This is a genomic window from Xanthobacter sp. (genome assembly GCF_041911315.1).
Lineage (GTDB): Bacteria > Pseudomonadota > Alphaproteobacteria > Rhizobiales > Xanthobacteraceae > Xanthobacter > Xanthobacter aminoxidans.
Window position 1 is genome coordinate 28,484 of the sequence record NZ_JAYRPE010000082.1, and the last position, 23,902, is coordinate 52,385.

Sequence of the window (23,902 nt, forward strand, 5' to 3'; positions counted from 1 at the left end):
GTGCAATCTCCGCTCCGGGCGGCTTGGCGCGCGCGGAATCATCCGGCGGAGCGGGCGGAGACAGAGGCTTGAAAATGCTCGCGCCCCCGGTTGGGCCGGGGGCGCGGGGCAGGCTTGCAGATGGGGCAGATGCCGTTGCGGCAGGAGGCGTTTGGGCCGTCCTGCCGCCGGGCAGGTGCGAATCAGCGCAGGGTGAGGTCCGACACGCCGAGGGCGAGGTTGAGCCCGGTCTGGCCTTCGAGCGACAGCGGCTGCAGCGCGAAGGTGTTCTGGGAGCCGCCCACGAGGACGTTGGCACCGAGGCCCACGCCGATGGAGGCGGAGCCGGCCGCACCCACGTAGGTGCCGCGCAGGGCGCCGGCGGGAACCTTGGCGGACGGGGCGAACACGCCCCACACCAGGGTGCCGCGGCCGTTCACGCCGATGTCGAGGCCGAAGCGGCGCACGGTGCCCTGATAGGTGCCGCGCTTGGCGCCGTGGACGGCCGGGCGGAACGCGCAGCTCATCTCGCGGACCGAGCCGATCACGAACGCCACGTTGGGCGCCATGTTGCAGGTCAGCGTGCCCACCTGGACGCGGGACTGGGCCGAAGCGGGAAGCGCGCCGGCGACGAGCACGGCGGCAGCAGCGAGGCCGGCCTTGAGAACAGTCTTCATGATGTCGTTCCTCCTGTGGGAAGCGGGCGGGTCGAATCCGGCGCCCGACGACCGCGCAGCCTTAGCCCAGACTTCACCGCGGCGCCAACGCTCCAGTTGGCGCAGGGTTCCGTTTTCCCGTCGCTGTTGCAATTCCCACCCTCCCGGAAGGTAAATTTCACGGGAGGCCGGGCGGACGCGGGGCCGGCGCGGCGGCCGGGTCGAGAGCGAGCGACGGGTGCCGCTCGCTCTCGCAGGGTCAGGCCAGGGAGCCGCAGAAGCGCTGGATGCGCCGGCAGGCTTCCTCGAGGTCCGTGGTGGCCGTGGCGTAGGAGATGCGGAAGGCCGGGCCGAGGCCGAAAGCCGAACCGTGCACCACCGCGACGCCTTCTGCATTAAGCAGCTCGGTGGCGAACACCTCGTCATTGGTGATCTTCACGCCCGTGGGCGTGGTCTTGCCGATGGTGCCGGCGCAGGACGGGAACACGTAGAAGGCGCCTTCCGGCTTCGGGCAGGTGAGGCCCTTGGTCTGGTTCAGCATGGAGACCACGAGGTCGCGGCGCTCCTTGAACACCTTGTTGTTCTCGGCGATGAAGTCCTGCGGCCCGTCCAGAGCCTCGAGCGCCGCCCACTGGGCGATGGAGGAGGGGTTGGAGGTGGACTGCGACTGCAGCGTCCCGATGGCCTTGATGAGCGCCTCCGGGCCGGCGGCGTAGCCGATGCGCCAGCCGGTCATGCAATAGGCCTTGGAGACGCCGTTCATGGTCAGCGTGCGGTCGTAGAGCGCGGGCTCCACCTGCGCCGGGGTGACGAACTTGAAGTCGTCATAGACGAGGTGCTCGTACATGTCGTCGGTGAGGATCCACACATGGGGATGCTTCACCAGCACGTCGGTGAGCGCCTTCAGCTCGTCGAAGCTGTAGGCCGCGCCCGAGGGGTTGGACGGCGAGTTGAAGATCAGCCACTTGGTCTTCGGCGTGATGGCGGCTTCCAGCACCTCGGGACGCAGCTTGAAATTGTCTTCCAGCGTGGTCATCGCCGGCACCGGGGTGCCGCCGCAGAATTCCACGATGTCGGGGTAGCTCACCCAGAAGGGCGCCGGGATGATGACCTCGTCACCGGCGTCGACCGTGGCGACCAGCGCGTTGAACAGCACCTGCTTGCCGCCGGTGCCGACAGTCACCTGCGAGGGCTTGTAGTCGAGCCCGTTCTCGCGCTTGAACTTGCGGCAGATGGCGGCCTTCAGCTCGGGAATGCCGTCCACGGCGGTGTACTTGGTCTCGCCGCGACGGATGGCCGCGATGGCAGCTTCCTTGATGTTCTCGGGGGTGTCGAAGTCCGGCTCGCCGGCCGAGAGCGCGATGATGTCCCGCCCCGACGCTTTCAGCTCCCGCGCCTTGTTGGAGATGGCGATGGTGGGGGAGGGCTTGATGCGCTTGAGGGCGGACGAAAGGAGGCTCATGGCCTTTGGGCTCCGGGACGCGCGATCGTGGGCGGAGCGGATGCCGCGGCACGGGCGCAACGATGACAGGTCGAGGGCCGGCCGGATGCCGGCGGGGCGGACACTAGTTCAGAGCTTTGCCGCGAACAAGCAAGGATCGTGAATGTCGCGCGACGCCGGATTGATGGATCGGGGCGCGGCGCGGACCGGCCCTCTGCGCTACCTACGCTCAGGCGCCGCGCGGGCTTTGATCCGGGGCTTGCGGCTTCCCCGGCCTGCCGCCACATGCTGGGCGTTCGGGGGGCGGGGAGGACGGTTGAGGTGCTGACGCTCTATTCCACGCAGTCGTCGGGCAATTCCTACAAGGCGCGCCTGATGCTGGCGAAGCTCGGCTGGCCGTTCCGCCTCGTGGAGGTGGACATCTTTGCCGGCGAGCATCGCACGCCGGAATTCCTCGCCATGAATCTGGAGGGGCGGGTGCCGCTCCTGGATGTGGACGGGCGCTTCCTCGCCGAGTCCAATGCCATCCTCTTCTATCTCGCCGAGGGCACGCCGCTTCTGCCCGCCGACGCTTTCGCCCGCGCCGAGGTGCTGCGCTGGATGTTCTTCGAGCAGAACAGCCACGAGCCGGGCATCGCCACCGCCCGTTTCTGGCTGCGGCAGGTGCGCGGCGGACGCGAGCTGCGCGCCCACGACGTGGATCGCTGGATGGAGGAGGGCTATGCGGCGCTCAAGGTGATGGAACGGCACCTGTCCGCCCGCCGCTATTTCGTCGGCGATGGGCTCACCATCGCCGACATCGCTTTGTTCGCCCACACCCATGTGGCGGAGGAGGGGGACTTCTCCCTCGCAGCCTTCCCGGTCGTTCGCGACTGGCTCGCCCGCGTGGCGGCGGAGCCGGGGCATGTGGACATGAGCTGGCGGCCCGGGAACGCGGCGACCGATCCGGCGCACGCCTGAGCGACGCAATCCTGAGCGACGCAATGGCGCGCCAAAACAGCGGGGACGGCTCGCGCGTCCGTGAGCGATCGACATCATCTTGCCATCATCCGTGAAGGCTAAGCCGCCGTCGCGCCACGATTCTTTTCCACCCTGCCTTGTGTCGGCGGAACTGATTCGCCCCTTTTCACGTTGCTGGAGAGCGCGCGGAACAGGGGATGAGGAGGCTGCCCCAATGAGCGAGACCATCATGTCCGGACGTTGTGACGTCGGCGGTTACATGGAAGCAGGGCACTTTTCCCTCACCCGCCGGGCCGTGCGCCAGTCGCCGGCGGATCCCGAGCTGCTGGCCCGTGCCGTGCGCGCCCACAAGGAGGGCGACGCGCTGGCCCAGGCGGTTCTCACCTTTGCCCTCATGGTCGCCATCGGCGCCGTGGCGCTGGTGCTCGGCGGTCATGCTGCCATGGCGGGCGACCTGATCGCCGGTGGCGTCAAGGAATCCTCCGGTTTCCTCCTGTCGCTCGGCGTGGTCGGCGGCGCGGTTCTCCTGTCGGCCCTTGCGGCGCGGCGTTTTGCGACGTCGCGCATCAAAACCCGCCGCATTGAAACCCGCGCGCGTGCGCGGTCGCGTTGATCCGGCCGCGCGGCATACGCCTTCGCCGCTGAACGACGCGCTGCCCGAGGCGCAGCGTGCCGCCGGGCCGCGCACGAAGCGGCGGCGCGGCACAGGCGGTGCGGCGCTCGGCTCCATCCTTCTCCTCATTCTCCTTGCGGCGGCTACCTACGCGTTCGCCCAGCCCGTGGAGGCCCGGCTCGGCGGCGCGCAGGTGCGCGTCGTGCCCTTCGCCAGCGGCCTCGACACGCCCTGGAGCATCGCCTTCCTCCCCGATGGCCGCCTCCTCGTCACCGAGCGCGACGGCCGGCTCCGCCCCATCGATGCGACGGGCAAGGTGGGCGCCCCCGTCTCCGGCGTGCCGCAGGTGGCCGCGCGCGGGCAGGGCGGCCTGCTGGATGTGGTGCTGGACCCCAAATTCGCGCAGAACCGCCTGATCTATCTCAGCTATGCCGAGCCGCGCCCGGAAGGCGCCGCCACCGCCGTCGCCCGCGGCAGGCTCTCCGAAGACCTCACCCGCCTGACCGACCTGGACGTGATCTTCCGACAGCAGCCGGCGGTCTCCGGTGGCAACCATTTCGGCTCCCGCCTCGTGTTCGCGCCCGATGGCATGCTGTTCGTCACCCTCGGCGAGCGGTTCAACTACATGGACAAGGCGCAGGACCTCTCCACGACCCTGGGCAAGGTCGTCCGCATCGCGCCCGACGGCTCAATCCCGGCCGATAATCCCTTCGTCGAAAGGGTCGGCGCCCGGCCTGAGATCTGGAGCTATGGCCACCGCAACGTGCAGGCTGCGGCCATCGAGCCGGGCACCGGCGCGCTGTGGACCGTCGAACATGGCCCGCGCGGTGGCGACGAGGTGAACCGGCCGGAGGCGGGCGAGAACTACGGCTGGCCGGTGATCGGCTATGGCCGGCACTATTCCGGCGCCCAGATCGGCGTCGGCACGGCCAAGGAGGGCATGGAGCAGCCCCTGTTCTATTGGGACCCCTCCATCGCCCCGTCCGGCGCCGCCTTCTACACCGGCGATGCGCTGCCGGGCTGGCGCGGCCAGCTCTTCGTCGGCGCGCTGGCGGGGCAGGCGCTGGTGATGGTGAAGGTGCGCGACGGCGCCGTCATCGGCGAGGAGCGCCTGCCGCTGGGCAAGCGCATCCGCGACGTGCGCATGGGGCCGGACGGCGCGCTCTGGCTCGCGGCGGAGAGCACGGGCGAGATCCTGCGCGTGGTGCCGGCCGGGCGCTGACCGGATTCCCTCCTCCCCTGAAGCTCCCTAAGATCGGACCGCCGCAGCCGCGCGGCGCCCGACCCGGAGTTCCCATGGCCTCGACCCTGCTCGCCCGCAACGCCCTCGTGCTCGTGACCATGGACGGCGAACGGCGGGAGATCGCGGGCGGCGGGCTCTATGTGGAGGATGGCCGCATCGTCGCCGTGGGCCGGCCGCAGGACCTGCCGGCGAGCGCCGACGAGGTGATCGACCTCTCGGGCCATGTGGTGATGCCGGGCATGGTGAACACCCACCACCACATGGTGCAAAGCCTGACCCGGGCAGTTCCCGCGGCGCAGGACGGCGAACTCTTCACCTGGTTGAAGTCACTCTATCCGCTGTGGGCCGGCCTCACCGGCGAGATGGTGGAGGCGGCGACGGAAACCGCCATGGCGGAGCTGATCCTTTCCGGCTGCACCACCTCCTCGGACCATCTCTACATCTACCCCAACGGCGCGCGGCTCGACGATTCCATCCGCGCGGCGCGGCGCATCGGCATGCGTTTCCATGCGGCGCGCGGCGCCATGACCATCGGCGAGAGCAAGGGCGGCCTGCCGCCCGACCGGGTGGTGGAGGACGAGGGCTTCGTGATGAAGGACACCGAGCGGCTGATCGGCGCCTATCACGACCCCGCCCGCTATTCCATGCTGCGCATCGTGCTCGCGCCCTGCTCGCCCTTCACGGTGAGCCGCGACTTCATGCTGGAGACGCTGAAGCTCGGCCGCGACAACGGCCTGACGCTGCACACCCACCTCGCCGAGAACGACAGCGACGTCGCCTTCTCCGAGAAGACCTTCGGCATGGGGCCGACCGAATATGTGCGCTCGCTGGGCTGGGTGGGGCCGGATGTCTGGCATGCCCACTGCGTGAAGCTGGACGATGACGGCATCGCCCTGTTCGCCAAGACCGGCACGGGCATCGCCCATTGCCCCTGCTCCAACATGCGTCTCGCCTCGGGCATCGCGCCGGTGAAGCGCTTCCTCGCGGAGGGCATCCGGGTGGGGCTGGGGGTGGACGGCTCCGCCTCCAACGACAGCGGCCACATTCTGGGGGAGGCCCGGCAGGCCATGCTGCTGCAGCGCGTCGCCCATGGTCCCGACGCCATGAGCGCGCGCACGGCGCTGGAAATGGCGACGCTGGGCGGCGCCCGGGTGCTCGGGCGCGACGACATCGGCGCGCTGGCGCCGGGTATGGCAGCGGATTTCATCGCCTTCGACATGTCGCGCCTCGCTTACGCAGGGGCGCTGCACGATCCGGTGGCGGCGCTGATCTTCTGCCAGTCGCAGGATGTCTCCCTCAGCGTCATCAACGGGCGGGTGGTGGTGCGCGACGGGCGCCTCCTCACCATCGACCTTGCCGCCACGGTGGCGCGGCACAACGCCATGGCCGCCGAACTGGCGCGCTTCGCTTCAGCTTGATAAGACGACCGCGGCGGCTGGCGGCCCGCCCTCCCGGTGCCGGAAACGGCGCTGCTTTTTTGAAGACGACCGTCCGGAGTTGACGATGGGCAAACGCATCGTCGCGGTGCGCTACAGTCCCGACTGGCTCGCCCTGACCGACGACGACACCCGCCGCTTCCTGCGCCGCCACCACATCGACGAGAATTTGCTCGTGGATTTCATGGCGCTGTGGGATGGCAACCTGAAGGTGGACTACCGCAGCTTCCGCGACGAGATCGCCAAGCTCTCCCGCGCGAGCTTCGCCGCCGTGCGGGGCGCCGAGGTGATCTCCCACGAGGTGCTGCGCGAGACCAAGCGCGCGAGCGACGATCTCATCGCCTTCGTGGACGATGACGACTGGCTCTCCCCCGGCCTGTTCGAGGAGCTGGACAAGGCCTGCCCGCGCCCGCTCAACGGCATCTGGTGGGGCTCGATCCTGGTCGGCCCGCAGCTGACCACCTACGAAGAATCGCAGACCGTCCCGCTGATCGAGCTGCGGCCGTTGAAGCGGGTAATCTACACCAACAATTATGCCGTCACCGGCCGCGCGCTGAACCACCACGGCTATCCGCGCCTGTTCGAGCACTATCACGCGGACCGGCGCTTCGGAAAATTCTGGTGGCCGCCCAAGAAGGTGCCGCTCTATCTCTCGGCCGCCTCCAAGCACCCGTGCTCCACGGTCTCGGTGCAGTTCTTCATGGCCCAGCCCCAGTTCCGCGCCGACCCGCGCCGCCACGTGGAGCGCTTCGCCGACCAGCTGGCCGAGGCGGTGATCCCGGCCGAATACGCCTGGCTGAAGCAGCCCGTGGACGCCGTCGAGGCATTGGTGCGCCGCGCGCTGGCCTGAGCGAGGGCGGCCTTCGCTCAGCCGCGTCGCTCAGAACTTGTGGAAGATGAAGAAGGCGCCGGCCGAGATGAAGGCGAAGCCCACGAGGTGGTTCCAGCCCAGCGGCTCCTTCAAATAGAGCACCGAGAAGCCGGCGAAGACGAGGAGGGTGATGACCTCCTGCATCGTCTTGAGCTGGGCCGTGGAATAGACCTCGGAGCCGAAGCGGTTTGCCGGCACGGCGAGGCAATATTCAAAAAAGGCGATGCCCCAGCTCGCGATGATGGCGAGAACGAGCGGCGCCGACTTGTGCTTGAGGTGGCCGTACCAGGCGAACGTCATGAAGACGTTCGAGGCCACGAGCATGACGATGGGCAGGATCTGGGGGGGCAGAAGGTTCGTCAGGGGGGGCATGCGGGGCGGGTCCTCGATGAGAACCGACCCTTTAGAGCATTTTGACCGGGAGCGGACCCCGTTTCGTAGGGGCACGCAGGCAGGCGGGCCGCCGCAGCGTCACGCGAATGTCAGGCTCCGGGTCATCACCGGCGCCTGCCCCGGCACCGCCAGGTCGAAGACGAGTTCGGGGATATCGCCTGCAAGGCGGAGCACCAGTTCCTGATAGCCGCCGGCGCCCGCCGCCCCCGCGGCCGCCGCCACCCGTCGGCTGGACAGGACGGCAACGCCCGGCCGGGGCCGGGCGCTCCAGTAATGCGGGCTCAGGCCCGGATAGGGCAAGGCGACGAGGAGATCGTCATCCTTTGGCGGCTGCGGCGCGCTTGCGCTTGGGGTGGTGAGCCACAAGGCCTGCGGCGGCAGGCTCGGCGGCCGAGGGGGCTGCTGTGACATAGGCATCCCAGAAGACGTATTCGTTGTCGATGGCACACTCATTGTAGGCGATCCGGCCGAAGCCGTCCTCACCCCAGCTCCTCCCCCAGCTGTTCTTGATGATCCAGGCGCCCTGATCGTCGTCATAGCCGACCACCGCCACGGCGTGGAGACCCACATATTCGCCCGCGGCGTGGCTGTAGATGCCCCGGCCGTATTGCAGGAAGTCCTCGAATACCTTGAGCACGGCGATCACCGGCCCCCGGTAGGCGATGGCCTTGCGGCGCTGGGCCGAGGTGCCGGCACTCTCCCATCCCGTGACCCAGGCCACCGGGGGGATGTTCTGTCCAGGCGCGTCCTGGCCCGGATAGGGGAAGTCGCTTTCTCGGCCGACGCCGTGGGTGCGGGCATAGCCCAGCGCGGCCTCGGGCCACCATCCCTGCGCGCAGGTTCGCCCGCCGCCGAAGAAGAGCGCCGCCTCGGACAGGTCGTGGCCGGGGTCGGCCTCGTCCCGGGCGATGGCGAGCCGGCTTTCGACCGCCGCCACGGTGGCGAAGGCGACGCAGGCGCCGCACGCGCCCTGGTTGCGGATGGGCGTCACGAAATTGGTGCCCCCGCGTGCGCTGCGCCAGTCGATGCTGCGGGGTGCGGGCGGCAGGGCCGCGAAGGCGGCGGATTCCACGCCGCGCGCCAGCGTGAGCTGGGCCATCGCCACCTGGGGGTCGACGATGATCCCGAGATGGGCCTGCCCACCGCCGGTCTCCGCCACCGAGAAGACGGGCTTCTCGGCGGGCGTCCAGTCGAACTTGCGCAGGGCGATCTCGTTCTTGAGTTCGGCAAGATCCAGCATGGGTCAGCCCCTGCAGGTCTCGGCGAAGATCTGGTCGCCGATCTTGATGAGACCGTTGAGGACCGGGCCGGCGACGGTGCCGGCACCGGGAATGAAGACCAGCACGGTGGCGGCCACTTCCAGCAGCGGCTTCGCCTTGGGCCAAAGGCCACAGAAATCGTTGCCGACGCCGGCACCGGCGGTCGCGGCCTGCGGCTCGTTCGCGGCCGCAACCGCGTCGGTGATGATCTTGGCTCCGGCCTGGGCTGACAAAGTCATTGTTGCGCTCCCCTCCAAGTGGAAGCGCAACCATAGGGTGAGTGATCTGGCGATACAATCAAAAGGATGTTATTCGCGGAATATGCAACTTAAGAGAGCATCTTCCGGGTCGGCCCTGCATGCCCCATATTCCCCCCATGGCCAAAGCATCCCGTCCCGGAAAGCTCGGTGAGCGCTCCCAGCGTCATTTCGAGCCGGCGCCCCAGCAGGCGCTTGATCCCGCCGTTGCGAAATCCCTCGGGCTGGAGCCGGGGGCGCTTTCGCTCGACTTCGAATCGGCCGGGGCTTCGGCCACGGTGCAGGCGCTGTCGCGGCTGATCGAGACCGGGCGGCCGGAGGTGAACGGCCAGACCTGGGTGCCGCACCGTCCGCCGCGGCCGGAGAAGTCGGAAGGCGGCGTCCCCTTCACCATGAAGAGCGACTTCCAGCCCGCCGGCGACCAGCCGCAGGCCATCAAGGAGCTGTGCGCGCAGGCCGAGGCGGGGGATCGCGACCAGGTGCTGCTCGGCGTCACCGGCTCGGGCAAGACCTTCACCATGGCCAAGGTGATCGAGCAGTTGCAGCGCCCGGCCATCGTGCTGGCGCCCAACAAGACGCTCGCGGCGCAGCTCTACGGGGAGTTCAAGAGCTTCTTCCCCGACAACGCGGTGGAGTATTTCGTCTCCTACTACGATTACTACCAGCCCGAGGCTTACGTGCCCCGGACGGATACGTACATCGAGAAGGAATCCTCCATCAACGAGCAGATCGACCGCATGCGCCATGCGGCGACCCGCGCGCTGCTGGAGCGGGACGACGTGATCATCGTCGCCTCGGTGTCGTGCATCTACGGCATCGGCTCGGTCGAGACCTATTCGGCCATGACCTTCGACATCAAGGTGGGCGAGCGCATCGACCAGCGCGGCCTGATCGCCGATCTCGTGGCCCTGCAATACAAGCGCATCCAGTCGGATTTCGCCCGCGGCACCTTCCGCGTGCGCGGCGACAGCGTGGAGATCTTCCCCGCCCACTACGAGGACCGCGCGTGGCGCGTCTCCCTGTTCGGCGACGAGGTGGAGAGCATCGCCGAGTTCGATCCGCTCACCGGCCAGAAGAGCGGCGACATGAAGAGCGTGCGCGTCTACGCCGCCTCGCATTATGTCACCCCGCGCCCGACGCTGATCCAGGCCATCTCCGGCATCAAGGCCGAGCTGAAGATGCGGCTCGACGAGCTGTACAAGATGGGCCGCCTGCTGGAGGCCCAGCGGCTGGAGCAGCGCACCCGCTACGATCTGGAGATGATGGAGGCCACCGGCTCCTGCGCCGGCATCGAGAACTATTCGCGCTGGCTCACCGGTCGCAAGCCCGGCGAGCCGCCGCCGACCCTGTTCGAATATGTGCCCGACAACGCCCTCGTCTTCATCGACGAGAGCCATGTGACCGTGCCGCAGATCGGCGCCATGTATCGCGGCGACTTCCGCCGCAAGGCGACGCTGGCGGAATACGGCTTCCGCCTGCCGAGCTGCATGGACAACCGCCCGCTCCGCTTCGAGGAGTGGGAGGCCATGCGGCCGCAGACGGTCCACGTCTCCGCCACCCCCGGCTCGTGGGAGATGAACCAGACCGGCGGCGTGTTCGTGGAGCAGGTCATCCGCCCCACCGGCCTCATCGATCCGCCGGTGGAGGTGCGCCCGGCGCGCACGCAGGTGGACGACCTCCTCGGCGAGGTGCGGGCGGTGGCGGCCAAAGGCTACCGGACGCTGGTCACCGTGCTCACCAAGCGCATGGCCGAGGACCTCACCGAATATCTGCACGAGAACGGCATCCGCGTGCGCTACATGCATTCGGACATCGACACCATCGAGCGCATCGAGATCATCCGGGATCTGCGCCTCGGGGCGTTCGACGTGCTCATCGGCATCAACCTGCTGCGCGAGGGCCTCGACATTCCCGAGTGCGGCCTCGTCGCCATCCTCGATGCGGACAAGGAAGGCTTCCTTAGGTCCGAGACCTCGCTGGTGCAGACCATCGGCCGCGCCGCGCGTAACGTGGACGGGCGGGTGGTGCTCTATGCCGACCACATCACCGGCTCCATGGAGCGGGCCATGGCGGAGACCTCCCGCCGCCGCGAGAAGCAGGTGGCCTACAACACCGAGCACGGCATCACGCCGGAGAGCGTGAAGAAGGCCATCGGCGACATCCTCAATTCCGTCTACGAGCGCGACCACGTCCAGGTGGATGCGGGCCTCGCGGAGGAGGGGGCGGCCTTCGGGCACAATCTCAAGGCGGTCATGGCGGACCTGGAAAAGCGCATGCGCGCCGCCGCCGCCGATCTCGATTTCGAGACCGCCGCCCGCCTGCGCGACGAGATCCGCCGGCTGGAAGCCACGGAACTCGCCGTCTCCGACGATCCCTTGGCGCGGCAGGAGGCGGTGGACGACCGCACCGGCGGCTACAAGGGCGCGCGCAAATACGGCAAGGCGGCCAACCTGCCGCCGAAGGAGGAGGCCGGGCGCCTCTTGCCGCGCGGCCGGGGGAAGCCTTCAGCCAAGGGGCGCGGCGCGGCCGCCGATGATGAGGGTATGGGGGAGGCGCAGGCGCCTTACACCCCGCCGGGCGCGGCCACGCCGAAGGCGGCCCGCACCCCGGCCGAGACGCCGCTGGCCGCGCCTCTATCCACGCGCGCCCACAAGCCGTCCCTCGACGACATGGGCCCCGGCTCCGACCGCGTGGTGCCGCTGGCCGAAGACACCTTCCGCCCCGGCCCGAGGCCCGATCCCGGCACCAAGGGCTATCGCAAGGGTGGCAGGCGGAAGGGGTAGGGAAGGCCCCGTTGGTGCCGTCATGCCCCGGCTTGTCCGGGGCATCCACCGCGCCGCAGGCTCGGCGCTTCAGAACGCGGAGCGGACCCGGCCTTGCCGTGGACCCTCCGGACGAGCCGGAGGGTGACAGCCTGCTCTTATGTCACCTACCCTTATGTCACTTATCGTCGGCTGATGCGCCCGATGACCAGTTCGTCGATCTCCAGCCGGCGGATGCGCGCGCGGCCGATGGCGAGGCGACCGATGGCGACGGCGCCCACGGCGAGCGCTCCGAAGGCCAGCGCGCCGATGGCGATGGCGCCGATGGAGCCTGCGCCCAGAGATCCCGCACCCACGGTGCCCGCACCGACCGCTCCGGCCCCCACGGCCGCCTTGCGGATGCGGCGCTTGCGGGCGGGCGTTGCGGCGGGAGCCTCGGCCTCGGTCTCTGGATCGGCGGTCATCGCATGTCCTCGGATCGGGGGGCTGGGATCGGGCGGCTTGGGATCGTGGACGGCGGGTCAGGGCACGAGGCTGTGGGCGTCCCAATCGTGCCGCGGCACCTCGGCGCCCAAGGTGTAGCTGAAGGCTACCACATCCATGCCGTCCGGGCTGGTCTTGCAGCGATAGGAGAGGTGATACCAGTGCTGCCGGCTGCGGATGGCCGCGCCGGGGGCGGAGATGGCGGCATCGCCGTGCCGGAAGTCGCCGAGCTTGGGATCGGCGAAGGCATAGGCCACCACCTCTTCCGGCCGCATGTCCTTGTGCTCCCGGCCAATCTCACCCATGGCGCGGGCATTGCAGCGCTGCTCGATGCGGGTGCCGGGGTCCACATGGAGCATCATGTCGTCGTGCCGGCCGGGACCGGCGAGCGCCGGAGCGGCCGTTGCGGCAGTGAGGAGGACGAAGGGCAGCACGAGCGGGCGAATCACGGCGGGAGCATCTCCGCAGACAGGGAAGCGTGCCGCCTCTAGGCCGAATCTGTGGCAGGGATGGGACGGGATGGTGGCGTGGTAGGGAAGAGGGGTCTCGCCCGCCGGAGCCCCTGCGTGTTATGGTGTTCACGATACAGCTTCGGCTGTCGGGGGGCGACGGGCGGATCGGCCGGCAACGGCGCAGAGGACGGATGTTCGGAATGACGGGGGACGAACGGCCGATGATCCTCGCCCTTCAGGGCGGCGACCGGGAAGAGATCCAGTCCTTGCTGGCGGAAGCGGCGCGGCGGCTTGCCGCGCAGGGCGTGCGCGTGCTCGGCGTGGTGGAGCACCTCACCCCCGGCTGCGCCCATGAGGACGTGCTGCTGCTCGATCTCGTCTCCGGCGAGACCAATCGCCTGCATCAGGACCTCGGCCCCGGCGCGGCCGGATGCAGCCTCGATCCGGCGGGCCTCGCCGCCGCCTCGGCGGGGGTGGAGCGGGCCATCGCCGATCGCCTCGCCGAGGGCGGCGACCTGTCCGACACGGTGGTGGTGCTCTCCAAGTTCGGCCGGCAGGAGGCCGAGGGCCGCGGCCTCACCTCTGCCTTCCATGCGGCGGTGGCGGCCGAGCTGTGCGTCCTCACCTCGGTTTCGCCCAGCATCACCGCTGAATGGGCGGGCTTCGCCGGCGACCTCGCCGAGCTGCGCCCGGCGGTGCCGGCCTCCATCGATGCGTGGTGGGGCGTGCCCGTTCCCGAACCGGCGGAATAATCAAATCCCGATATCGTCCAGGCTGCGCCCGCGCGTCTCGATGCGGTAGTGCCAGGTCACGACCGCGCCGAGGAGCGAGGCGGCGATCAGCATGAACAGCAGCGTGCGTGTGCCGAGGTCCGCCAGCAGGATCGGGAACAGGAAGGCGGTGAGCACCGCCCCGATCTTGGCGAAGGCCGCGGCGAAGCCCGCGCCCATGCCGCGGATGCGGGTGGGGAAGACTTCGCCGGCGATCAGGTAGGTCTGCGCGTTGGGGCCGAGATTGGTCATGAAGTTGAACAGCATGAAGCCGATGACCACCATCGTGACGACGCGGTCGCCGCTGTAATAGGTGGAGAGCGCGGCCACCAGCAGGCCCGCCGCGCAGCCGACGAAGCCGGCGATCTGCAGCGGGATGCGGCCGATGCGGTCGGACAGCGCCACCGCCGCGCCGATGCCCACGAGCAGCAGCAGGTCGATCAGCGCCGCCCCCTCCGAGGCGAGCAGATCCGCCGAGACGAGATCGCTCAAATTGCGCCCGACATCCGCCTGATGGCCGAAGGCGGCGGCGAGGATGGTGGGGGTGAAGATGCCGATGCCGTAGGTGGACAGGTCCTGCAGGAACCACGGCACCGCGGCGAGGACGGTCGCGCGCCGGTTGTGCGGGGTCTTGAACAGGGCGGCCGGGGTGCGATCGTGGCCCGGATCGTGCGCTGCCCCACCGCCATGGCCGTGGTGGCGATGGCTGAGCGCGATGGATTTCGGATATTGCGGCGAGCGGGCGAGCAGGCGTTGCGCCGCCTGCTGGGCCTCCTCCACGCGGCCGTGGGCGAGCAGCCAGCTCGCGCTTTCCGGCACGAACAGCCGGGCCACCGCCACCGCCACGGCGGGCAGGATGGCCGCCGCATACATGAGGCGCCAGGCGGAGACGGCCTCGATGTTGGACAGGACGAGATAGCCGAGGAGGGTGCCGGTGAGCGCCCCCACCGCCTGGAAGCCGAAGGCGCTGAGCACCAGCCGCCCGCGCGCCACGGAGGGGATGCTCTCGGAGATCACGAGATGGGCGGTGGGATAGTCGCAGCCAAGCGCGATGCCGATGCCGAACAGGAACACCACGGTCCAGCCGAAGGAGGGGCTGACCGCCAGCAGCGCGAGGAAGATGATGAAGATCACCATCTCCGCCACGAACATCAGCTTGCGGCCGAACTGGTCGGCGAGGCCACCCAGCAGCAGCGCGCCGAAGAGGATGCCGGCGAGGCTCGCCGCGCCCACGAGGCCGTGCTGGAAGGCGTCCATGCCGAATTCGCGGGCCATGAGGGGCAGCGTCACGCCCGTCATGAACACCACGAGGCCCTCGAAGAACTTGCCCGCCGCGGCCAGCCACCAGATGCGCCACTGCATGGCGGTCATGGGCGTCGCGGCCACCTGCGTGCCGTCGCGCCAGATCGGGGTCTCGTCGATATAGTCCTGCACCGAGCGCTTGTGGTTGAACCCGCGCAGGTCCCGCATCTCGTTCATGGCCTTCCCCCACGCTCCAGCGTGACAGAAAGCGTGCGAGCCGTGAATTGCCTATGACGGTCGCGGGGCCGGCTACCGTCCCGGGGGCTGGCGGGCCGAAAGGGGAGCGGCTAAGAAAGGCGTTCACCGGCGTGCTGCCCGGCCGTTTCCGCGGCCTCTCAGCGCAAGGCGCGCCCCCTCCCGTCCGGCGCCGCAGGTTCCCATGGTCTTTTCCCGCGTCTCTGCCCTGTCCCTCGCGGCCCTCGCCGCGAGCCTCGCCCTCGCCGCCTGCCAGGGCAATCCGGATAGCTGGGGCACCGGCGTGGTGAAGCAGACGGACGCCTTCGGCGACTATTCGGAGACGGTGGTCTCCGTCCCCAAGCCCACCGCCGGGCCGCGCCAGTTCGAATGCACGGGCCCCTTCGCGCCCAACAGCACCGCCATCAACATCGCCGCCGACTTCGGGCAGGCGAACGTCATCACCGGCAACATCATGTCGCCGGACGGCAGCACCGCGCCGGGCATCATCCTCCTGCCCAACGATCCCGCCTTGAGCCTGGAGATCGCCTGGAAGGACCCGGCCAACATGGCCGCCCCGCGCCGGGTGGCCTTCACCGAAAGCTCGGCCTGGACGGTGAACGGCATCGGCATCGGCACCAGCCTCGCAGACCTTGAACGGGCCAACGGCAAGCCGTTCCGCATCCAGGGCTTCGGCGGCAATGCCGGCGGCGTGGTGGCCGACTGGCGCGGCGGGCGGCTGGGCAATCTGGGCGGCGGCTGCGTGCTCGGGGCGCAGCTGGCGCTTTCGGCCGGAGCCTCGGACGGCGCGCAGGCGCGCGTTTCCGGCCCCAAGGTCTACGCCTCGAACGATCCCGCCATCCGCGCCGCCAACCCGAGCGTGGGCGTGTTCTGGGTGAATTACCGGTAGGGGGAAGGGCGCCGGCCGTCGCGATTTGCGAAACCAGCGCCGGCGTTAAGATTAACGCCCTCTAAATACCGCTGAGCCCGCGCCATCGCCTTTCCAAGAAGCGTGGCGGTTGTAGAGTGCCACTGCGCGCCGCGAACCTTGCTGCGCGCAGGAGACTTTCCCAATGAAACGCCTGATCCTTGGAGCGCTGCTGGGGGCCGTCTGCGCCGTCGGCGGGGCTTTCGCACAGGGGGCGCCCGCCAACGCCCCCATGGCCGGCGGACCCGCCGGCGGCATGAACGGTCCGCCCGCAAACATCGAAGAGTTGAAGGGCGTCCAGTGGCTGTTCGTGCAGGTGGCGGATTCCATCACCGTCACCGACAAGACCATCACGCTGAAGGGCGTTGCGCCGCAGGTCATCATGTTCGCCGACCGCCCGGAGCGGATCACCGGCGATGCCTCGACGGCGACCTTCATCAAGATCTGGAACGAGGGCAAGGACAGCTTCCAGAAGGACCCGCCCAACGCCACCCTCTCGGTGACGGTGGACGGCCAGCCCAACCTGTCGGTGATCAAGCTGTCGAATCCGGTGCTCACCGGCGACACGCTGACCTACGACTACAAGCTCCTGAGCGAGGACAAGCCCCTCGCCGGCACCAATGCCAGCCTGTTCATCGACTGGTGGCACTATCACCGCTGGTGGGGTCCCGGACCCGGCCGCTGGGGTGGTGGCGGCTGCTGGCGCGGCCCGCTGGGCGGCCTGCACTGCCGCTGGTGAGCTGATCTTCCGCTGTTAGACGCGCGCCCCGCCCGCACCCCGCGGCGGGGCGTTCGCGTCTGTGGCCGTCTGCCATGATGGTGCCGTCTTGATGGTGCCGTTTCACCCGCGTGTGCCAGCACCCCGCTGCCGCCGGACGTCGCTCCTCGAAACCGTGAGAGACATCATGATCCGCCCCAGGGCCGCCCTGCGCCCGCTGACCCTCGCGCTGACCTTCGCCGCGGGCCTTGCGACCGCCGGGCTCGTGCAGTCGGCCTTCGCCGACCAGCCCAACATGCAGCGCGCGCTCGAGGCGCTGCGCACCGCGCGCGCCTTCCTGCAGCAGGCGGAGCCCAACAAGGGCGGCCATCGCGAGCGCGCCATCGACCTCGTGGACCGGGCCATCGGCGAGACCGAGGCCGGCATCCAGTTCGCGCGCTGACTCCGGCGCCGCCTTGTTTTCGGAAAGTTGCTGATGGCTGATTGGATCTCGTTCTGGAATGGTAGTCACGCCATCTATGTGAATGACCGGCACAAGGCGGTGCACTATGCGGCCATCGCGACCGATCTCGTCGGCTTCCTGCCGGGACCGCACGCGCGGGTTCTGGATTTCGGCTGCGGCGAAGCCCTCGCCTCGGCCGAGCTGGCGCTGCGCTGCGCCCACCTCGTGCTCACCGATGCCGCGCCCGAAGTCCGGCGCCGCCTGAAGGGGCGCTTCGTCGCCGCCCCCAGCATCGACGTTCTGGCCCCCGAGGAGGTCTCGGCCCTGCCGGACGGCAGCTTCGATCTCATCATCTGCAATTCGGTGGCGCAGTATCTCTCGCGCGACCTGTTCGCCAGCCTCGTGCTGGAATGGCGGCGGCTGCTGGCGCCGGGCGGACGGCTGCTGATTGCCGACGTCATCCCGCCCCATGTGAGCGCGCTGGCCGACGCCCAGGCGCTGCTCCGGCTCGCCGCGCGGGAAAAATTCCTGCTGGCCGCGGTCGCCGGCCTCGCCCGCACCGCCATCTCCCCCTATCGCAAGCTGCGCGCGGAACTCGGGCTGACCACCTATGAGGAGGCGGAGGTGCTCGCCTTGCTCACCAAGGCCGGCCTCGCGGCGCGGCGGGTCGAGCCCAATGTCGGCCACAACCAGCAGCGCATGGCCTTCATCGGCGAACGCGGCGCCTGAAGCCCGCGCGGCGTCTGAGCGTCGGCAGTGCAAAAAGCCCGCGCGGCGCTTGAGCGTAGGCAGCGCATCGAGAGCCCGCGCGGCGCCTGAGCGTAGACAGCGCAGCAAGCCCGCGCGGCGCTTGAGCGTAGACAGCGCAGCGAGAGCCCGCGCGGCGCCTGAGCGGCGAAAGCACAAAAAGCCCCTGTGGCGCCTCAGCCGCGCACGGTGCTCCGGTGGGCGAAGGCCCAGACGCGGTAGCCGGTGAAGGTCCACATCATGGTGATGCCGGTGGTGAGGAACTGGGCGAGCAGATAGAACAGCCCCGCCTCGTGCACGAACAGCCACATGAGCGTTTCGTTGAGCACGAACGCCACCCCCGCCACCACGATGAAGCGCGGCACCGCCCCAGCGTGGGAGCGTGTGGCGTCGAAGGTGAAGCGGCGGTTGAGGACGTAGGACACGATGCCGCCCATGACGAATCCCACCGCCGAGCCCAGCACGGGGCCGACGGCATCCATCTCCACCAGGATGGCGAGCGTGGAGAAATGGGCCACGGCGGCGGTGAGGCCCACACCGACGAATCGGGCGAACTGGCGGATCAGGTCGCCATGGCGCGCGTGGTATTCATTGACCGTCCGGGCGAGGGAAGGCGGCAGCACAGGCGTCTCCGGCAGGAAAACGAACAGGAATTCTTCAGGCCGAGGCAGCGCGGGCGGGCGCCGGACACCCCGCGAGGATGTGTATTCCGGGCGCGGCGTCATCTCGGTGACATGGCTTCCGTCGCCGCAAATTATGGTCTAAGGAAGCCCATCAGCGCCAAGGGCCCGGGAAATTGCGCAGGTGTGACATCCGTGAGGTGTGACATCCGCGCCGCGTCCCGCCCGCGCGCAAGTCTGGGAGCAGGCCCCGGCCAAGCTCGTACCTTTCTGGGGCGCGTGACCCGCGGCCCTTTTTTTGCGCCCGGCGGGCGCTAGGAAGGGGCGGGCGCTGCGACGGGGCGGCTCCTGATGGAAACGGATCCCGTTGTCTTCGCCGGCTCAGCGGCGCGGGTGGCGGCGGTCGAGAGCTCAAAGACGGATATGCCGAAACGCACCGATATCGAAACCATCCTCATCATCGGCGCCGGTCCCATCGTGATCGGGCAGGCCTGCGAATTCGACTATTCCGGAACGCAGGCGGTCAAGGCGCTCAAGGAGGAGGGATACCGGGTCGTCCTCGTGAACTCGAATCCCGCGACCATCATGACCGACCCGGACATGGCGGACGCGACCTATATCGAGCCCATCACCGCCGAGATCGTCACCAAGATCATCGAGAAGGAGCGCGGCGACCGCTCCAAGGGCTTCGCGCTGCTGCCCACCATGGGCGGCCAGACCGCGCTCAACTGCGCGCTGTCGCTCAAGAAGATGGGCACGCTCGAAAAGTATGACGTCGAGATGATCGGCGCCACCGCCGAGGCCATCGACAAGGCCGAGGACCGCGAGCTGTTCCGCGAGGCCATGACCAAGATCGGCCTCTCGACGCCCAAGTCCCGCCAGATCAAGACCCTGCCCCAGGCGCTCGAGGCGCTGGACGAGGTGGGCCTGCCCGCCATCATCCGCCCGTCCTTCACCATGGGCGGCACCGGCGGCGGCATCGCCTACAACAAGGCCGAGTTCATCGAGATCATCGAGCGCGGCATCGATGCCTCCCCCACCAACGAGGTGCTGGTCGAGGAGAGCGTGCTGGGCTGGAAGGAGTATGAGATGGAGGTTGTCCGCGACAAGGCGGACAACTGCATCATCATTTGCTCCATCGAGACCATCGACCCGATGGGCGTCCACACCGGCGATTCCATCACGGTGGCGCCGGCGCTGACGCTCACCGACAAGGAATACCAGATCATGCGCGACGCATCGCTTGCGGTGCTGCGCGAGATCGGCGTGGAGACCGGCGGCTCCAACGTGCAGTTCGCGGTGAACCCCGAGGACGGCCGCCTCATCGTCATCGAGATGAACCCGCGCGTGTCGCGCTCCTCGGCGCTGGCGTCGAAGGCCACGGGCTTCCCCATCGCCAAGGTCGCCGCGCGCCTCGCGGTGGGCTACACGCTCGACGAGATCGAGAACGACATCACCGGCGGCGCCACCCCGGCCTCCTTCGAGCCCACCATCGATTACGTGGTCACGAAGATCCCGCGCTTCGCCTTCGAGAAGTTCCCCGGCGCCGAGCCGACGCTGACCACCGCCATGAAGTCGGTGGGCGAGGCCATGGCCATCGGCCGCACCTTCCAGGAATCGCTCCAGAAGGCGCTGCGCTCGCTGGAGACCGGCCTGTCCGGCCTCGACGACATCGAGATCGAGGGCCTCGGCCAGGGCGACGACAAGAACGCCGTGCGCGCGGCGCTGGGCACGCCCACGCCCGACCGCCTGCTCTATGTGGCGCAGGCCATGCGCCTCGGCCTCTCCGACGAGCAGATCCACGCCGCCTGCAAGATCGATCCATGGTTCCTCGCGGAGATCCGCGGCATCGTGGAGATGGAGCAGAAGGTGCGCCGGCTCGGCCTGCCGGAGACGGCCGGCCAGTTCCGCCGCCTCAAGGCCATGGGCTTCTCCGACGCCCGCCTCGCCGCTCTCGCCGGCCTCCACGAGGGCGAGGTGCGCGCGCGGCGCCATGCGCTGGACGTGCGCCCCGCCTACAAGCGCATCGACACCTGCGCGGCCGAGTTCGCCTCGCCCACCGCCTACATGTACTCGACCTACGAGACGCCCTTCGCCGGGACCCTCGCCGACGAGGCGCAGCCCTCGGAGCGCGAGAAGGTCATCATCCTCGGCGGCGGTCCCAACCGCATCGGCCAGGGCATCGAGTTCGACTATTGCTGCTGCCATGCTGCCTTCGCCTTGAAGGACGCCGGCTATGAAGCCATCATGGTCAACTGCAACCCGGAGACGGTCTCCACCGACTACGACACCTCGGACCGGCTCTATTTCGAGCCGCTGACCGCCGAGGACGTGCTGGAGCTGATCGCCCGCGAGAAGACCCGCGGCACGCTGAAGGGCGTCATCGTGCAGTTCGGCGGCCAGACGCCGCTGAAGCTCGCCAAGGCGCTGGAGGATGCGGACGTGCCGATCCTCGGCACCTCGCCCGACGCCATCGACCTCGCCGAGGACCGCGACCGGTTCAAGACGCTGCTCGACCGGCTCAAGATCCGCCAGCCGGCCAACGGCATCTCCTACAGCGTGGAGCAGGCCCGCCTCGTCGCGGCGGAGCTGGGCTATCCCATGGTGGTGCGCCCCTCCTACGTGCTGGGCGGCCGGGCCATGCAGATCATCCGCGAGGAGCGCGAGCTGGGCGACTACCTGCTGGAGACCCTGCCGGGCCTCGTGCCGCAGGAGATCAAGGCGCGCTATCCCAACGACAAGACGGGCCAGATCAACACCGTCCTCGGCAAGAACCCGCTGCTGTTCGACCGCTACCTCTCCGACGCCATCGAGGTGGATGTCGACGCTCTTTGTGACGGCAAGGACGTGTTCATCGCCGGCATCATGGAGCACATCGAGGAGGCGGGCATCCATTCGGGTGACAGCGCCTGCACGCTGCCGCCCTATTCGCTCTCGCCCGATACCCTCGCGGCGCTGGAGAAGCAGACCGCCGCCATGGCGCTGGCGCTGGGCGTCGGCGGCCTGATGAACGTGCAGTACGCCATCAAGGGCGACGAGATCTACGTGCTCGAAGTGAACCCACGCGCCTCGCGCACGGTGCCCTTCGTCGCCAAGGTCATCGGCCTGCCCATCGCCAAGATCGCGGCGCGGGTGATGGCCGGCGAGAAGCTGGCGAGCTTCAACCTCGTGCAGCCCAAGCTCGGCCACATCGCGGTGAAGGAGGCGGTGTTCCCCTTCGCCCGCTTCCCCGGCGTGGACACGGTGCTCGGCCCGGAGATGCGCTCCACCGGCGAGGTGATGGGCCTCGACACCGATTTCGGCGTCGCCTTCGCCAAGAGCCAGCTGGGCGGCGGCACCAAGGTGCCGCAGTCCGGCACGGTGTTCGTCTCGCTGAAGGATGGGGACAAGATCCGCATCCTGCCCACCATGAAGATGCTGGTGGACCTCGGCTTCAAGATCATCGCCACGTCAGGCACTCAGCGCTTCCTGGAGGAGCACGGCGTGTCGGCGGCGAAGATCAACAAGGTGCTGGAGGGCCGCCCCCACATCGTGGATGCCATCAAGAATGGCGGGGTCCAGCTGGTGTTCAACACCACCGAGGGCGCGCAGGCCCTTGCGGACAGCCGTTCGCTGCGCCGCGCCGCCCTCTTGCAGAAAGTGCCGTATTACACCACGCTGTCCGGAGCCATCGCTGCGGCGCAGGGGATCAAGGCCTATGTGGGCGGCGACCTGACGGTGCGTCCGCTGCAGGGTTATTTCGGTGCCGGGGGCGATAGCGCTCCCGTCAGCCCGCGGGGCGAAGCCTCCGTCGCCTGATCCCGAAAGGGAACACCAGAACGCGCTGGCTGCGGGAGCCGGCGCGCAGTCGTCGCGGCCGTCCGGCGTCTCAAGGCGCGGGGCGGGTGCATCGCCCGGGGGCCGCAGAGCGCCCGAACCGGGACAGTCGCCGCAGCCGGGGCGCCGAAAGGCACCGCGGGGCGGCTTTCTTTTCGGCGCCGGCACCACCTGAGGTGGGGCTCCGGCGCACCGAACCGTTTCAGGAGGTCTGACAAGGACCCATGGAGAAGATTCCGATGACGGCGGGCGGCTTTGTCGCCCTCGAGCAAGAGTTGAAGCAGCGTCAGCAGGTGGAGCGTCCGCGCATCATCAATGCCATCTCGGAGGCGCGCGCCCATGGCGACCTGTCCGAGAACGCGGAATATCATGCCGCCAAGGAGCAGCAGTCGCTGAACGAGGGCCGCATCGCCGAGCTGGAGGACAAGATCTCCCGCGCCGAGGTGATCGACGTCTCGAAACTCTCCGGCGACATCGTCAAGTTCGGCGCCACGGTGACGCTGGTGGACGAGGACACCGAGGAAGAGAAGGTCTGGCAGATCGTCGGCGACAGCGAAGCCGACGCCAAGGCCGGCCGCATCTCCATCTCCTCGCCGGTGGCCCGCGCGCTCATCGGCAAGAAGAAGGGCGCCTCCGTGGAGGTCGTCACCCCCAAGGGCGCCCGCTCGTTCGAGATCGCGGACGTGCGCTGGGCCTGATCGGGTTCGGGAGTTTCGCGCCGCCCTCGTGCCTCGGACGACTGGAGCGGAGCGGAAGGAGAGCCGTGGCCCAGCGCAACATGTCGCCGAAGGCGGCTTTATACCGCGGCCTGGGGGCAATTGCCGGCTTCGCCGACCTTTCCCCTGGACCCCGGATCGGCGCTCCACCTGCGGTGGAGCTTGTCCGGGGAGCGGCGGAGATTCCTCACGCCTTCGGCAATCCGGCTTCCAGCGGCACGATCGGCGCGTCCTTGGACTGCTTGAGGGTGAGGGCCGTCTTCACGTTGCGCACGTTGGGCGCGGCGGTGATGTCCAGAACGAAGGTCTGGAAGGTGCGCAGGTCCGGCGCCACGCACAGCATCAGGAAATCCACGTCGCCCGAGAGCATCCAGGCGCTGCGCACCAGCGGCCAGCCGGCGATGCGCTCCTGGAAGGCATCAAGGTCGACTTCCGCCTGGCTGATGAGATGCACCATGGCGAAGGCCATGAGGTCGTAGCCGAGCCGCTTCTCGTCCAGCAGCGCGCGATAGCCCTCGATGATGCCTTCCTCCTCCAGCGCGCGCACGCGCCTGAGGCAGGGTGGGGCGGAGATGCCGACGCGCCGGGATAATTCCACATTGGTCATGCGACCGTCCCGCTGCAGCTCGTCGAGGATTTTCCAGTCGACAGCATCGAGGCGAACGGTCAAGGCACGGCTCCTTGGGGGCAAGGCTTGGGGGCAGGGTTGAGGCGCCGCCGCCGGCGCGGCGGACAGGGGCATTACGTCCGCGCACCTTAGTCTCCGTATGCGGCAACGCAACGAAATAATATTGCGTCGGTTGCGCTGCGAAGGGACAGAAGCTGCCGCCTTGTGGGCGGGGGAGGGAGCCCCTACATTCGGGC

The 23,902-nt window shown here is 68.8% G+C and carries 24 protein-coding genes; 13 read left to right on the plus strand and 11 right to left on the minus strand.

Annotated elements, in window-relative coordinates; all coding sequences use genetic code 11:
• Nucleotides 1-182 precede the first annotated feature (182 nt).
• Together ACE3QW_RS23235 and ACE3QW_RS23240 are read right to left on the minus strand one after the other, a co-directional pair.
• Nucleotides 183-656 (minus strand): DUF992 domain-containing protein, encoded by a 474-nt coding sequence (locus tag ACE3QW_RS23235; RefSeq protein WP_029557114.1) that lies wholly within the window; start codon nt 654-656, stop codon nt 183-185.
• A 238-nt stretch (nt 657-894) separates the two neighbouring features.
• Entirely contained in the window at nt 895-2,097 is a 1,203-nt protein-coding gene (locus ACE3QW_RS23240; RefSeq protein ID WP_250167668.1) for a pyridoxal phosphate-dependent aminotransferase, read from the minus strand.
• 264 nt (nt 2,098-2,361) lie between these two features.
• Here ACE3QW_RS23240 and ACE3QW_RS23245 point away from each other — a divergent pair, with 264 nt between their 5' ends.
• The 5 genes from ACE3QW_RS23245 to ACE3QW_RS23265 all read left to right on the plus strand — a co-directional run bounded on the left by ACE3QW_RS23245 (nt 2,362) and on the right by ACE3QW_RS23265 (nt 7,178).
• On the plus strand, nt 2,362-3,036 hold the full coding sequence (locus ACE3QW_RS23245; RefSeq protein WP_374254321.1) for a glutathione S-transferase family protein: 675 nt from the start codon (nt 2,362-2,364) through the stop codon (nt 3,034-3,036).
• A gap of 214 nt (nt 3,037-3,250) precedes the next feature.
• A complete protein-coding gene (locus tag ACE3QW_RS23250) occupies nt 3,251-3,649 on the plus strand; it encodes a hypothetical protein (RefSeq protein WP_374254323.1) in 399 nt (132 codons plus the stop codon).
• Nucleotides 3,650-3,764: 115 nt separating this feature from the next.
• A complete protein-coding gene (locus ACE3QW_RS23255; RefSeq protein ID WP_374254364.1) occupies nt 3,765-4,871 on the plus strand; it encodes a PQQ-dependent sugar dehydrogenase in 1,107 nt (368 codons plus the stop codon).
• Nucleotides 4,872-4,945: 74 nt separating this feature from the next.
• Entirely contained in the window at nt 4,946-6,310 is a 1,365-nt protein-coding gene (locus ACE3QW_RS23260; protein WP_374254325.1) for an 8-oxoguanine deaminase, read from the plus strand.
• 85 nt (nt 6,311-6,395) lie between these two features.
• A complete protein-coding gene (locus tag ACE3QW_RS23265) occupies nt 6,396-7,178 on the plus strand; it encodes a hypothetical protein (protein ID WP_374254327.1) in 783 nt (260 codons plus the stop codon).
• Nucleotides 7,179-7,208: 30 nt separating this feature from the next.
• Here ACE3QW_RS23265 and ACE3QW_RS23270 read toward each other — a convergent pair whose 3' ends face one another.
• The 4 genes from ACE3QW_RS23270 to ACE3QW_RS23285 form a co-directional block, all read right to left on the minus strand.
• A complete protein-coding gene (locus tag ACE3QW_RS23270) occupies nt 7,209-7,571 on the minus strand; it encodes a DMT family protein (protein ID WP_374254329.1) in 363 nt (120 codons plus the stop codon).
• A 99-nt stretch (nt 7,572-7,670) separates the two neighbouring features.
• Nucleotides 7,671-7,958, minus strand: a complete 288-nt coding sequence (locus ACE3QW_RS23275; protein ID WP_374254367.1) for a hypothetical protein — start codon at nt 7,956-7,958, stop codon at nt 7,671-7,673.
• Nucleotides 7,909-8,832, minus strand: coding sequence for a C1 family peptidase (locus tag ACE3QW_RS23280; RefSeq protein ID WP_374254330.1), 924 nt, complete (start codon nt 8,830-8,832; stop codon nt 7,909-7,911). Before ACE3QW_RS23280 ends, ACE3QW_RS23275 begins: the two co-directional genes overlap by 50 nt.
• A 3-nt stretch (nt 8,833-8,835) precedes the next feature.
• Nucleotides 8,836-9,090, minus strand: coding sequence for a hypothetical protein (locus tag ACE3QW_RS23285; protein ID WP_024277499.1), 255 nt, complete (start codon nt 9,088-9,090; stop codon nt 8,836-8,838).
• Nucleotides 9,091-9,227: 137 nt separating this feature from the next.
• On the opposite strand from ACE3QW_RS23285, the gene uvrB reads away from it, so the two are divergent.
• Nucleotides 9,228-11,891 (plus strand): excinuclease ABC subunit UvrB, encoded by a 2,664-nt coding sequence (uvrB, locus tag ACE3QW_RS23290; protein WP_374254332.1) that lies wholly within the window; start codon nt 9,228-9,230, stop codon nt 11,889-11,891.
• A gap of 161 nt (nt 11,892-12,052) precedes the next feature.
• On the opposite strand, the gene ACE3QW_RS23295 is transcribed toward uvrB, so the two are convergent.
• Complete coding sequence (locus ACE3QW_RS23295; protein ID WP_374254334.1) at nt 12,053-12,334, minus strand: hypothetical protein; 282 nt, start codon at nt 12,332-12,334, stop codon at nt 12,053-12,055.
• Between the two features lie 57 nt (nt 12,335-12,391).
• Nucleotides 12,392-12,802, minus strand: coding sequence for a DUF930 domain-containing protein (locus tag ACE3QW_RS23300; RefSeq protein ID WP_374254336.1), 411 nt, complete (start codon nt 12,800-12,802; stop codon nt 12,392-12,394).
• A gap of 203 nt (nt 12,803-13,005) precedes the next feature.
• Between ACE3QW_RS23300 and ACE3QW_RS23305 the strand changes: the two genes are divergently transcribed.
• Complete coding sequence (locus ACE3QW_RS23305; RefSeq protein ID WP_374254337.1) at nt 13,006-13,557, plus strand: DUF2478 domain-containing protein; 552 nt, start codon at nt 13,006-13,008, stop codon at nt 13,555-13,557.
• On the opposite strand, the gene ACE3QW_RS23310 is transcribed toward ACE3QW_RS23305, so the two are convergent.
• On the minus strand, nt 13,558-15,054 hold the full coding sequence (locus tag ACE3QW_RS23310; protein WP_374254339.1) for an MFS transporter: 1,497 nt from the start codon (nt 15,052-15,054) through the stop codon (nt 13,558-13,560).
• Between the two features lie 202 nt (nt 15,055-15,256).
• On the opposite strand from ACE3QW_RS23310, the gene ACE3QW_RS23315 reads away from it, so the two are divergent.
• The 4 genes from ACE3QW_RS23315 to ACE3QW_RS23330 all read left to right on the plus strand — a co-directional run bounded on the left by ACE3QW_RS23315 (nt 15,257) and on the right by ACE3QW_RS23330 (nt 17,868).
• Nucleotides 15,257-15,961 (plus strand): hypothetical protein, encoded by a 705-nt coding sequence (locus ACE3QW_RS23315; protein WP_374254341.1) that lies wholly within the window; start codon nt 15,257-15,259, stop codon nt 15,959-15,961.
• 163 nt (nt 15,962-16,124) lie between these two features.
• Nucleotides 16,125-16,718 (plus strand): hypothetical protein, encoded by a 594-nt coding sequence (locus ACE3QW_RS23320; RefSeq protein ID WP_374254343.1) that lies wholly within the window; start codon nt 16,125-16,127, stop codon nt 16,716-16,718.
• Between the two features lie 166 nt (nt 16,719-16,884).
• A complete protein-coding gene (locus ACE3QW_RS23325; protein ID WP_024277506.1) occupies nt 16,885-17,139 on the plus strand; it encodes a hypothetical protein in 255 nt (84 codons plus the stop codon).
• Nucleotides 17,140-17,172: 33 nt separating this feature from the next.
• Nucleotides 17,173-17,868, plus strand: coding sequence for a methyltransferase domain-containing protein (locus ACE3QW_RS23330; protein ID WP_374254345.1), 696 nt, complete (start codon nt 17,173-17,175; stop codon nt 17,866-17,868).
• A gap of 194 nt (nt 17,869-18,062) precedes the next feature.
• On the opposite strand, the gene ACE3QW_RS23335 is transcribed toward ACE3QW_RS23330, so the two are convergent.
• Nucleotides 18,063-18,509: a GtrA family protein gene (locus ACE3QW_RS23335; RefSeq protein ID WP_374254347.1), complete on the minus strand. Its 447-nt coding sequence runs from the start codon at nt 18,507-18,509 to the stop codon at nt 18,063-18,065.
• A gap of 420 nt (nt 18,510-18,929) precedes the next feature.
• Here ACE3QW_RS23335 and carB point away from each other — a divergent pair, with 420 nt between their 5' ends.
• Together carB and greA are read left to right on the plus strand one after the other, a co-directional pair.
• Nucleotides 18,930-22,304 (plus strand): carbamoyl-phosphate synthase large subunit, encoded by a 3,375-nt coding sequence (carB, locus tag ACE3QW_RS23340; RefSeq protein WP_374254349.1) that lies wholly within the window; start codon nt 18,930-18,932, stop codon nt 22,302-22,304.
• Between the two features lie 242 nt (nt 22,305-22,546).
• Nucleotides 22,547-23,020, plus strand: a complete 474-nt coding sequence (gene greA, locus ACE3QW_RS23345; protein WP_029557132.1) for a transcription elongation factor GreA — start codon at nt 22,547-22,549, stop codon at nt 23,018-23,020.
• Between the two features lie 205 nt (nt 23,021-23,225).
• Here the strand turns inward: greA and ACE3QW_RS23350 are convergent, their stop codons facing one another.
• Nucleotides 23,226-23,708 carry an Lrp/AsnC family transcriptional regulator gene (locus ACE3QW_RS23350; RefSeq protein WP_029557133.1) on the minus strand — a complete coding sequence of 161 codons (483 nt, stop codon included), beginning with the start codon at nt 23,706-23,708 and terminating at the stop codon, nt 23,226-23,228.
• Between the last annotated feature and the right edge of the window lie 194 nt (nt 23,709-23,902).